General features: G+C 52.7%; 7 protein-coding genes. All 7 read left to right on the forward strand.

The features are described 5' to 3' along the window. Nucleotides 1-75: 75 nt before the first annotated feature. A complete protein-coding gene (locus tag C7E10_RS11160) occupies nucleotides 76-1,107 on the forward strand; it encodes a mechanosensitive ion channel family protein (protein ID WP_231086586.1) in 1,032 nt (343 codons plus the stop codon). Between the two features lie 280 nt (nucleotides 1,108-1,387). Continuing rightward, nucleotides 1,388-4,801, forward strand: a complete 3,414-nt coding sequence (locus C7E10_RS12255) for a hypothetical protein (protein ID WP_200820225.1) — start codon at nucleotides 1,388-1,390, stop codon at nucleotides 4,799-4,801. A gap of 336 nt (nucleotides 4,802-5,137) precedes the next feature. After that, entirely contained in the window at nucleotides 5,138-6,406 is a 1,269-nt protein-coding gene (uraA, locus tag C7E10_RS11170; protein WP_105327339.1) for a uracil permease, read from the forward strand. A 71-nt stretch (nucleotides 6,407-6,477) separates the two neighbouring features. Next, nucleotides 6,478-8,022: a glutamine-hydrolyzing GMP synthase gene (guaA, locus tag C7E10_RS11175; protein WP_105327340.1), complete on the forward strand. Its 1,545-nt coding sequence runs from the start codon at nucleotides 6,478-6,480 to the stop codon at nucleotides 8,020-8,022. Between the two features lie 302 nt (nucleotides 8,023-8,324). Continuing rightward, a complete protein-coding gene (locus C7E10_RS11180; protein ID WP_105327341.1) occupies nucleotides 8,325-9,764 on the forward strand; it encodes a gluzincin family metallopeptidase in 1,440 nt (479 codons plus the stop codon). 91 nt (nucleotides 9,765-9,855) lie between these two features. Then, entirely contained in the window at nucleotides 9,856-10,932 is a 1,077-nt protein-coding gene (locus C7E10_RS11185; protein ID WP_105325528.1) for an IS30 family transposase, read from the forward strand. A gap of 219 nt (nucleotides 10,933-11,151) precedes the next feature. Beyond that, the gene (locus C7E10_RS11190; protein ID WP_160101889.1) at nucleotides 11,152-11,961 is read left to right on the forward strand and encodes a M13-type metalloendopeptidase; all 810 of its coding nucleotides are present in this window, start codon (nucleotides 11,152-11,154) and stop codon (nucleotides 11,959-11,961) included. The last annotated feature ends 334 nt before the right edge of the window (nucleotides 11,962-12,295 follow it).

Below are 12,295 nucleotides of genomic sequence, written 5' to 3' on the forward strand. Positions count from 1 at the left end.
CGTTATCATATCGAAACACGGGGCCCCAGGGGCCCTGTGAGCAGCCCAATACGGCTGCAGGGGAGCGGACAAAGCGTGGACTATTACATCAATATGTTTTCCCGGGAGCTGAAGCATGGCGGCCCCCATGTGCATCTGATTGCCTTTTTTATTTTTATTGCCATCGGGATTTTTATCCTCCACTGGGTGTTCCGGGGGCTCATTGAGGTGCTGACCCGGTTTACCCGGGTCAAGCGGGAAAGCTGGCGGACCACCTTCCGGTTCATGCCCACCCTTTTGGGGATTCTTACGGGCATTCAGCTGACCAAGGGCATCCTGAACCTGCCGCCCTTTGTAAAGAGCATGCTGGAGCGGCATTACCACAGCCTGGTGATTATCACAGTCACCTTTTTCTTTGCCCATCTGCTGTCCTCGTATCTCAAGAGCAAGCTGTCCAAAAGCGGCAACGAATCGGCCTCTACGTCCATTCTTACCACCATTGTGGACTTGGGCGTGTACATGGTGGGAATCATCTTTATCCTGGGCTCCTACGGCATTTCCATTTCGCCGCTGCTGACTGCACTGGGCGCCGGGAGCTTGGCTTCCGCCCTGGCCCTCCAGGATACCCTGGCTAACCTGTTTTCCGGGATTACTACCCTGCTGTCCAAGCAGGTCCACATGGGGGACTATATCCGCCTGGCCAGCGGGGAATCCGGCCGGGTCACGGACATGAACTGGCGCAACACCACCATCCGTACCAGCACCGGCAATACGGTGATTGTCCCCAATAAGAGCATCGCCTCGGCCACCCTGACCAACTACGAGCAGCCCCTGGCGGAATGCACCATTTTCATTCCCCTGACCATCACCTACGACAACGACCTGCAAAAGGTGGAGGACGTGTCCTTGGCCGTGGCCCGGGAAATTCTGGCCGGCAGCGAAAGCGGTGTCAAAGGCTTTCAGCCCTTGGTGCGCTACACCAATATGGGGGACTACGGCATTACCTTTAACGTGGTGCTGCGAATCCGCAACATCGTGGACGAAGCCGTCATCAAGCACGAATTCATCAAGAAAATCTATACGGTGTTCAAAAAAGAGAATATTCACCTGCTGGTCCGGAAGGACTAGCGGAAGCAGAAAGGATGCGGGACTAACCGTGTTTTTTTTTTGTTGCTGCGGAAAAGGCAGAAGACAATTTTAAATACAATATAAAACAGAAAGTATGTATCGTAAAAAGTAAACGTAAACATTGTAATAATTCAGAATACAAGAAAGAGGGATTGTGGTATAATAAAAGTAATAAAATGGCAGAAAAATATATTCTGTAATTGATATTTTTGTAAATGTGATGATATGGGGCAATCAAAAAGGTCAATGCGGTCTTAGGCTTTCCAAGGGGGTGGGAAGAATGAGAAGCAGAAAACAACTACATATGGCCGTACTGCTCACCATCCTTGGCTCCTTCCTGTGGGGACCGGGGAAAGTGCAGGCGGAAACGACCATTACCAGTGTGGGGGATTTAGCGACAACTTCAAAGGTTCAGGTGATGGGGAGTGAGGGGTATAGTGTATATGCCCCTGCACAGACGGATAACAAACTGACTATCAATATTGGTTCCTTTACGCCCGCGAACCCTGGGAAGACGGCTTTGTTCGGCTTTTATATGGATACAGAAGCAGAACCGGTAATCGGTAAGGACGTATCCATTACCAGCACCGGGACCTCGCAGCAGCTGGCATATGTTGCCGGGATGTACTCGGATGCTGGCACCATCGGTACCTACACAGAAGGCGGCACGACGCCCAGCAATACCGTTACCGTGACGGGCGGCAGTGCTTCTGAACTTGCTGCGGCCATGAGCAATAACGGCACGGTTACGAATAATCAACTCAATATAAGCGATGCCGCGCAATTTGATAAAGCCTATGGTGGCTACAGTCAAACTGGCAATGCCACATATAATGTGCTCCATATGAACGGTGTCAAAAAAGCCGGCTCTGCCTTAGAATTTAGCCTTTACGGCGGCAAGTCCAACAGCAATACCAGCGTCGTTTCCCATAATACCGTAGAAGTCTGGGACTCCACAGGCGGAGATATCTTTGGGGGCAGATCGGCAAACGACGGCAAGATAGACTACGGCTCCCGCTCGGATGCGAATACCGTGATTGTGCATAATAGCAATTTCAGGTATATCTATGGTGGCTATGAAGGCTACACGGCGGATGGAAATACGGTCCAAATAGAAGACAGCACTATTGACAATGTCCACACAGCTTATATTCAAGGCGGCACCAGCGCCAGCCAGAATCAGACAACCATCAAAAACAGTACCCTAAGCGGTGAAATCATTGGCGGTTGGGTCTATAGCTCCAATCATGGCAACGCCGAAGGCAGTAAGGCTGACGGGAATACCATTACGCTGACGGATGTGACACTGAATGAACCCAATTTGGGCATTGTCAGCGGCAAAAACGACATGTATGGCGAAGCCAATGGCAACACCGTCCATTTGACCAGCGGCACACTGACCAATTTTAAACAATTAAATGGCGGCTTTTCTTCCGGAACAGCTAACAATAACCATCTACTTATCGACCAGGGAGCCACAGTATCTAACGTGGCCTCCACAGTGATTAGCGGCCGCGGGGCTACGGAAGCCAAAGGAAATACCGTGAAAATCGATGGCACGCTGGGAGCACAGACCAATACCACTGCCGGCTCGGCAGAAGACCCTGGCAGCGTCGTTAGCGGCAATAGCCTTACTGTAGGCAAAACAGGGAGTGTAGGCTATGGCACTATCCTGGCAGCTGGCAGCACGGATGGAGCCAGAGCAACGGTCAACGAAAATACCGTGACTATCGAAGGCTATGTAGGTGAGGGCGCTCTGGTTGTGGGAGCCTGGAATTATGGAGGAGATAATATAGGTGATAAAAATACGGTGAACATATCCGGCACCTTGGACGCAGGCGTTCTCGTCTGTGGCTCTTCTGACTCTGTCTACGCCTATTATTATGGCCCCTTGAATAAAGAAGCTAATGAAAATACTATTAACCTGCAAAAAGGCGCCAACCTGGGCGTCGGCACCGTCTTTTACGGCGGCCAAGGCACCGTAGCCGATGGTAATACAGTGAACATCGAAGACGGCGTTACCTTTGCCGCAGGCACTTCTGATGGCGATGACATCGATATCGTGGCCGGCGTCGGCCGTACGGAAGCCAAGGATAATACCATCAATCTGCTAGGGACGGTTTCCGCCTCAGGCCTTCACCTCAGCGGCGGCCTCGTAAGCCAGGAATACGACAGCGGTACGTATATCGTCAATGGCGTGAACGGTACGAACAACACCCTCAACGTCTACACCTTAAATAACAACGTAAAAGAAATCACCGCTTTCCAAAACCTGAACTTCTACATTCCCAAGGAAGCGGTGAACGGCGATACCATGCTGACCATTAGCGGCGGAGAGGCTACGGACCTTACAGGGGACACCATCAAGGCCGGCGCCAGCGACGCCACCATTCTGAACGTAGGGGATAAGATTAACCTGCTGGTTAACGAGAAGGGTGTTACTACGGATGGTGATACCTCCTATGGCGTTCTTACTGATGCGGGTTTTGCCCAGGCTGGGGTGGAAGTGAAGAAGGATGGGGATAAAAAGATTATTGCCACCATTACCAAACTGCCGCCTAAGCCGGAACCGGAGCCTGAACCGGAACCCGAGCCAGAACCTGAGCTCGAACCCGAACCGGAACCAGAGCCGAAGCCTGAACCCAAACCGGATCCGGCGGCACAGCTGGCGGACGGAACCAAGACGTTGGTGGATGCCCATATGGGCGGCCTGGACCTGGTGAAAACCAGCGCCCAGTTTGCTGCTACCGCAGGGCTGGATGGGGCGTTGGCAGCCTCCATGGCCTCTGCCTACCAGAGCGGTCCCTACACCCCGGGCGGTGTGGGAGTCAAGGAAGCTCCCGAAGACCAGAAGGACTTTATGATCAATGCAGAAGCCCAGGCCAAGTTCACTCCGTACATTGTGGTGGGCGGGGAAGCCCTCCGCTACGACACCGGCTCCCAGGTGAAAACCCATGGGATGAACGGGAACCTGGGCCTGGTGCGCCGGCTCCAGGAAGAAACGTATATTGACACGGTGATGCTCTTTGGGGAATATGGCCGGGACAACTATACCACCTTTATGGACAGCGGCAGCCGGGGCGACGGGGACCACAGCTATTACGGCGGCGGGGTTCTCCTGCGCCGGGATAATACCAATGGGTTCTACTACGAAGGCAGCCTGCACGGAGGCTACGTGAAGGGCAGCTATTCCGGTATGGTGAACGGCAGCCGGGGTGCCTACAGCTCCGGTTCGGCCTACCTGGCCATGCACGGGGGCCTGGGCAAGATTTATACCCTGCCCCATGACTCCAACCTGGATGTATACGGCAAGCTATTCTGGACCCATACGGCCGGGGATTCGGTAACCCTGCACACCGTCAATGGCGACGCGTCCTACAACTTTGATGCCCTGAATTCCGTGGCCTCCCGACTGGGCGTACGCTACGGCTATGGTATTGCGCCCCACCAAAAACTGTACGTGGGCGCAGGCTGGGAATACGAATGGAATGCGGCAGGCGGCGCCACCTACGAGGCGGCCCGGCCTCTGCGGACCGAGAGCCCCAGCCGGAAAGGTTCTAGCGGCCTGTTGGAACTGGGGTGGAGCAAGGAAGCCACCCGGAAGGAGCCTTATGACCTGACAGTACGGGTTACGGGCTGGGCCGGAAGACAGAAGGGCTTTACCTTTAATACCCGGCTGAACTTCCACATCTGACGAACTTTTCGCCAGCTCCGGACAATTGCATACGGAGCGGGAACTGCAAGCAAATGCAGTTGCTCGTTTCTGCAAGGCAGGGCCCCCGCAGGGGAGTAGGCGGCGGTCAGGCTGAGCAGGAACTGGAACTATACAGCCGGTGAGCAGGAGAAGTCCTTTAGGGCGAATCTCTCCTGTACACCGGCTCTGTATGTAAAAGGGGGAATGTGGGAAAGAAAACAGCGGGCAGAAAGAAAAACACGAACGTTTACGAAAAAATGTCTCCCATAGTATGCTTTTTTATGGTAATATATGTCTAGTATGTTATGAACTGAACAAAACAAAGGAGAGAAATTAATGGAAGAACGACGTATCATCCATGTAGAGGAAAAACTACCTATCCTTGAAACCATCCCCCTGAGCCTGCAGCATTTGTTTGCCATGTTTGGCTCTACGGTTTTGGTGCCCTTCCTGCTGCACGTGGATCCGTCCACGGCCCTGTTTATGAACGGGGTAGGAACCCTGCTGTACCTGACTATCTGCAAATGGCGCCTGCCGGCGTACCTGGGGTCCAGCTTTGCGTTTATTTCCCCGGTGCTGGCGGTGTGTTCCACTGCGGGCATGAGCTACGGAGATGCCCAGGGCGGGTTCATTGCCTTTGGTTTGTGCTTTATCCTGATCGGCCTTTTGGTTCGGAAAATCGGTACGGACTGGATTGACGTGCTGTTCCCGCCGGCTGCCATGGGCTCCATTGTAGCCATCATCGGTCTGGAACTGGCGCCGCTGGCCATGAGCATGAGCGGTTTTGGCGACCCGGTGCAGGGAATGACCAACGCCCAGGCCATTACTATTTCCATGTTCACCCTGGTGGTAACGGTGCTGGCTACCATTTTGGGCCGGGGCTTTATCGGTATTATCCCTATTTTGATTGGCGTAGTGGCCGGCTATGTGCTCAGCTACGTGATGGGTGTGGTGAACTTCTCCGCAGTGGCTTCCGCTGCCTGGTTCTCTTTCCCCACCTTCTACCAGCCCCACTTTAACCTGAACGCCATTTTGATGATTCTGCCCGCCCTGTTTGTGGTACTGGCAGAACATCTGGGACACCTGTTCGTCACCAGCGACATTGTAGGCCGTGACCTGATTAAGGATCCGGGCCTGCACCGCTCCCTGATTGCCGATGGTATTTCCAACGTGCTGTCCGGGCTCCTGGGTTCCACCCCCAACACTACCTACGGGGAAAACATGGGGGTTATGGCCATTACCGGCGTGTACAGCACCTGGGTTATCGGCGGCGCAGCCATCTTCGCCATCCTGTTTTCCTTCATTGGTAAGATTGCCGCTGTCATCCACGGCATTCCTACTCCGGTTATGGGCGGCGTCTGCATCCTGTTGTTTGGCTTTATTGCAGCCTCCGGCCTGCGTATGATGGTGGAACGGAAGGTGGACTTCACCAAATCCAAGAACCTGATTCTGACTGCTGTAACCATGGTTTCCGGCCTGAGCGGCGCTGCCGTTCACGTTGGTCCTGTGCAGCTCAAGGGCATGGGGCTTGCTACGGTGGTGGCTATTATTGCCAGCCTGTGCTTCCTGGTTTTTGAGAAACTGGGCTGGAGCCGTGAAGCGTAAGCAAGAGAATTGAAAGATTGTTGGAAGTATGATATATTGTTAAAACTAGAACAATGAGAAGGAGAATGGGTATGGAAAATTTACAGCATGAGGTTGTCCTGGTCGTTGACTTTGGCGCCCAATACAGCCAGCTGATTGCCAGACGGGTACGGGAATGCAATGTGTATTGCGAAATCATTCCTTATACGTACACCCTGGAACAAATCGAAGCAAAGAAACCGAAAGCCATTATTTTATCCGGCGGCCCCAACAGTGTATATGCCGAAAATACCCCTGCCGTTGACGCAGGCGTGTTCAAAATGGGGATTCCTGTTCTGGGTATCTGCTACGGCCATCAGTTCATGGCCAAGACCCTGGGCGGCGTAGTGACTCACGCAGGCAGCGGCGAATACGGGAAAACGGCCATCGTGCTGGATAACGAAACCCGTTTGTTCTCCGGACTGGAAAAGAACAATATCTGCTGGATGAGCCACCAGGACTATGTGGAAAAGGTGCCGGAAGGCTTTACCGTCATCGCCCATACCACCGAATGCCCGGTAGCTGCCATGATGAACGAGGACAAGAAACTGTACGGCGTGCAGCTCCACCCGGAAGTTATGCATACTCCCTTTGGCAAGCAAATGTTCAGCAACTTCCTGTTCAACATCTGCGACCTGAAAGGCGACTGGACCATGTCTTCCTTTGCCCAGACCCAGATTGCGGAAATCCGGGAAAAGGTAGGGGACAAGAACGTACTGTGCGCCATGAGCGGCGGCGTGGATTCCTCCGTAGCTGCTGTACTGGTCCACAAGGCTGTGGGCAAGCAGCTGACCTGCGTATTCGTAGACCACGGTCTGCTGCGCAAGGACGAAGGCGACCAGGTAGAACAAATCTTCAAGAGAGATTTCGACATGAACCTGATCCGGGTCAACGCCCAGGAACGGTTCCTGAGCAAGCTGAAAGGCGTCAGCGATCCGGAAACCAAACGGAAAATCATCGGCGAAGAATTCATTCGCGTATTTGAAGAAGAATCCAAGAAAATCGGCCACGTGGACTATCTGGTACAGGGCACCATTTATCCGGACGTAGTAGAATCCGGCGGTACCGGCACCTCTGCCACCATTAAGAGCCATCATAACGTAGGCGGCCTGCCCAAGGACATGAACCTGGGCCTGATTGAACCTCTGCGGGCACTGTTCAAGGACGAAGTGCGCGCCGTAGGCGAAGAACTGGGCATTCCTTCTGAACTGGTATGGCGCCAGCCCTTCCCGGGTCCTGGCCTGGCCATCCGGGTACTGGGTGAAGTGACCGAAGAAAAGCTGAAGATTGTACGGGAAGCCGATGCCATTTTCCGTGAGGAAATTGCCAACGCCGGTCTGGACCGTTCCATCTGGCAGTATTTTGCCTGCCTGCCCAATATCCGCAGCGTAGGGGTTATGGGTGACTTCCGGACCTACAGCAACACCATTGCCCTCCGTGCCGTAAACAGCACCGATGGCATGACCAGCGACTGGTCCCATATTCCGTACCATGTACTGGATCTGGTATCCCGCCGCATTGTCAACGAAGTACCGGGCGTAAACCGGGTGGTCTATGATATCACCAGCAAACCGCCTGCAACCATCGAGTGGGAATAAAACAAAACGTAAAACCTCTGCAAGGGCCTGAAAGGGCTTTTGCAGGGGTTTCTTTTTGGTTGAAATGGACGATAAATGTCCACTGGATGCGTACAGAGGGTGGGCTTCTATTTCCTAGAAATTTGCTCTAATAATGACACTCTAGGGCATGGTCAACCCCTGTTGTACATAATGTTATTTATAAAATTGCACTATTTCCGGAAAACGCTTATAATAACAATAGAGGATAGTAGAATTTTCAGCAATTTCTTTATACCTGTAGGGGAGCTTTCCTCTACAGTTTGGATAGAGGGGGGATTCTTATGAAAGGAAAAGAAAGAATCGTACAGGTTCTGCTGGCGCTTCTTTTGGCAGGTTTGCTGCCAGGCGGTCAAGTTCAGGCCGTCGGACCCTGCGTAAGAATGGGCCCCGTGTTCCCCCAAGCAGCCCTTAAATCTGAGGCTATGCCCGTTTTGGATATTGGCATTACCAAGGTGCCCCTGGAGGATGAGCTGCTGCCCGTTCCCATTATTACCCATACGAACAAGCTGAGCATTTGCGGCGGAGAGAAGTCCCCGGACGAGCCCAAGCCCCAGGTGCAGCCTATTAGCACCACGGCCAGCAGCAGTAACGACAGCGGCATCAATCTCAAGGGCGGGCATCCGTGGGTGGATTCCAATGCCAAAAGTAATGTGACGGCGAACACGCCTGCTTCCCCTGGGGAAGACTACAGCATTTACGCCAACAAGCAATGGATTCTCACCAGCGAAATCAAGCCCGACAAAGTAGAAAAGGGCGCTTTTGATGATGCGGAAGAAGTGATGAACCAGAAGCTCCACGGCCTTTTGCAGGATTCGTCCCTGACCGGGCACAATGCGGAGCTGGTCCAGGCTTTGTATCATAAATATTTGGACTGGGACGCCCGGAACAAACTGGGGGTGCAGCCCCTGAAACAGGAAATGGCAGCCATTCAGAACGTCAAGACCCTGGGCGAACTGTCCAAACTGCTCAGCAGCCGGGAAGGGCTGCTTTATCCCAACTACATTATCAGCTACGTCATGCCCCAATGGGAGGATACCTCTGTCTATGGGGTAGGGATTCAGGATGGGTTTGACACGCTGCTGGGCTTTACCACCGAGTTTACCGTGCGGACGGACGTGGGCCGGCGCCGGAATGAGGCCAACCAGCTGGCTTTTGGCAAGATGATGGAGCGGCTGGGGTATACCCAAAAGGACGCCGTTGCCATGTACAAGGATGCCCTGGAGCTGGAAGCTGAGCTGGCGGAATATGTCTATACCAGCGAGGACAAGCTTTCCCAGAACTTTATCGCCATGAACCGGAACCCCATGACCCCAGCTCAGGTGGAAGCCCTGGTGCCCAATTATCCGCTCCATGCGTATTTTGTCACCCGGAGAATGGATAAGGCCAAGGTCATCAATGTGGAGCATCCGGCGTATTTGAGAGGTTTTAACCAGCTGTATACGCAAAGAAACCTGAATCGGTTCAAAAATGATATGCTGGTGCGGCTGGTACTGAGCCGGCTGCAATCCCTGGACCGGGCAGCAGATGATGTAGGCTGGGAATTCAACAAGATGAACTTTGGCTTTGGCCGGCCTTCGGACGAACGGCTGGCCCTGCGGGAAGTGAAGCGGGATCTGCTGGAGCCCCTGGAACAGGTGTACCTGGCCAGCTATGCGTCGCCCCAAATGAAAGCGGATATTACGAATCTGTGCAAAAAGATTATTTGGTCAGTTGTAAAATGAACTTGAACAGTTAATCAAAAAATAAAAATCCATAGTGAAGCCTCATGCTAAAATGGTTTTGCGAGAAATCATCAACAAAGGAGCAATCACGATGGATCACATCCATTCTAACACAATGGAGGACGTACGTATCCCCGGCCGCCATCTTTCTTTGGAAGAACGTGGTATGATTCAAGCTCTGCATCGTCAAGGGCTTTCCCTTCGCAACATTGCTGCTGCAGTAGGATGTGCTCATACGACTGTTTTCTATGAGCTTCGGCGTGGAACGCCGGAACGAAAAAGCAAGCACGGTCGTGCCCCACAGTATATGGCAAAGCGCGGTCAGAAGGCATACGCAAAGAATCGCAAGAACTCCAGGAAGACTTGCAAAATCGATCATGACGACTGCGAATCGTTCATCCAATGGATGGTAGAACAAGTCCGCCAGGAACGTTGGTCACTGGATGCCTGCGTTGGCTATGCTAGGCGGAACAAGCTATTTACGCCGGAACAGATTCCCTGTACCAAGACGCTTTACAACATGCTTTGGGCTAATAAGCTTCCGCTGTCGCTCTTCGAAGTCCCGCGAGCCTTAAAGCATAAACACCGTCGGAAATGGGTACGTAAGAACAAGCGTATGAAGGGTCGCTCCATTGAGGAACGTCCTGCCGTCGTCAATGAAGGTACCGAAATTGGCCACTGGGAAGTGGACACGGTCGTTGGTCAGCGTGCAGGCCGTGAGGCAGTAGTCTTCACTGCTGTTGAAAAGGTTACGCGCAACTACATCGCCATCCGCATTCCTGGACGTACCTGTGCCGGCGTTGAATCCGCTCTTGCACAGTTGCAGGAGCTATATGGCGCAGAGCGCTTCAGCCAGATTTTTAAGACGATGACGGCCGATAACGGTCCTGAGTTTGAGAACTTGTCACAGTTCGAGAGTCTCGGCACCAAGATGTACTTTACACATTCGTACAGCTCGTGGGAACGGGCTCAAAACGAACGCCACAATGGCTTGCTGAGGGATTTCATCCCAAAGGGCATGTCCGTAGAGCGGTTCTCTGATGAGGATATCCTGAACATGGCAGATACGCTGAACCAGCGCCCACGTCGTGTTTTGGGCTACCATACGCCGTCAGAGCTATTTGATGCATTCCTCGATGAAGTTTATGCTATTGAGTGTGTTTCTTGATTATAGTTGTTCAAATTCAACTTGCAATTTACCNATACGCTGAACCAGCGCCCACGTCGTGTTTTGGGCTACCATACGCCGTCAGAGCTATTTGATGCATTCCTCGATGAAGTTTATGCTATTGAGTGTGTTTCTTGATTATAGTTGTTCAAATTCAACTTGCAATTTACCAAAAAGATTATTTCCTACTACCGGACCATGCTCCAGGAGGAAACCTGGTTGTCTGACGCAACCCGGCAGATGGCCCTGCGAAAGCTGGACCACATGGTAATCCACGCGGCTTACCCTAATAAGTTCTACGACTACGGGTCCCTGGACATTTCCCAGGATTCCTTCTGGGAGGCTCAGCGCAAGTGCAAGCTGTTTGCCCTGGAACGGGCCTTTGACCGGGTGGATACCAAGGTGGATCCGGATGACTGGAACCAGAACATCCTCCAGTGCAACGCTTCCTATTATCCTTTGGACAATTCCATCAACATCATGGTGGGTATCCTGAATCCGCCGTTCTATGTGCCGGGTATGGCGGACGAGGAGCTGTACGGGGGTATTGGCGCCGTAATTGGGCACGAAATCACCCACGCCTTTGATACCAACGGGGCCCAGTTTGATGAGAAGGGGAACCTGAGAAATTGGTGGACCAAGGTGGACTACGAAAAGTTCCAGGATCGGGCTAAGAGGGTACGGGAGTATTATGACAACATTGTGCCCTTTGACGGGATTCATCTGAACGGGGCTTTTATTCAGACGGAAGCCATTGCGGATATGACGGGACTGAAGGCTATGCTGTCCATTCTGGCCCAGAAACCCAATGCGGACTACGACCGGTTCTTCCGGGCCTACGCCAAAATCTGGGCCTATCTGGCCACGCCCCAGGCCATCAAGTACATCCTGTATCACGATGTGCACCCGCTGTCGTACCTGCGGATTAATGTGACCTTGCAGCAGTTCGATGAATTCTATCGGACGTATCACGTGAAGAAAGGCGATACCATGTACCTGGATCCGGAGGACCGGATTCTGGTGTGGTAGAAATGCTTTGCTTATCAGCTAAAGACCAGCCCGGGGAGCAGTGCTTCCCGGGCTGACTTGGTTGTGGGGAGAAGGGGAAACTTCCTTGGTTAAGCTCGTGACGCTTGAAGAAGGCATTCAAACCGCTATCGGTCAATCACCAGCTGGAATGTAGCATTAACATCGGTAAGAAACAGAAACCTGTTGGATAGGAGCGGCCCCTACAAGCGTTGCGCTCATATCCAATAGTCCATCAGCTTTTTAAGGGACTATTGGTTAATATGAGCCATGTGATAGCATTCCAAGAAGCGAGCTCGGAGAGCGAAGCTGATTGGCATAATGCGAACCACTCAGG

The sequence above is a fragment of the Acidaminococcus hominis genome (genome assembly GCF_900291475.1).
In the GTDB taxonomy this organism is placed as follows: Bacteria; Bacillota; Negativicutes; order Acidaminococcales; family Acidaminococcaceae; genus Acidaminococcus; species Acidaminococcus hominis.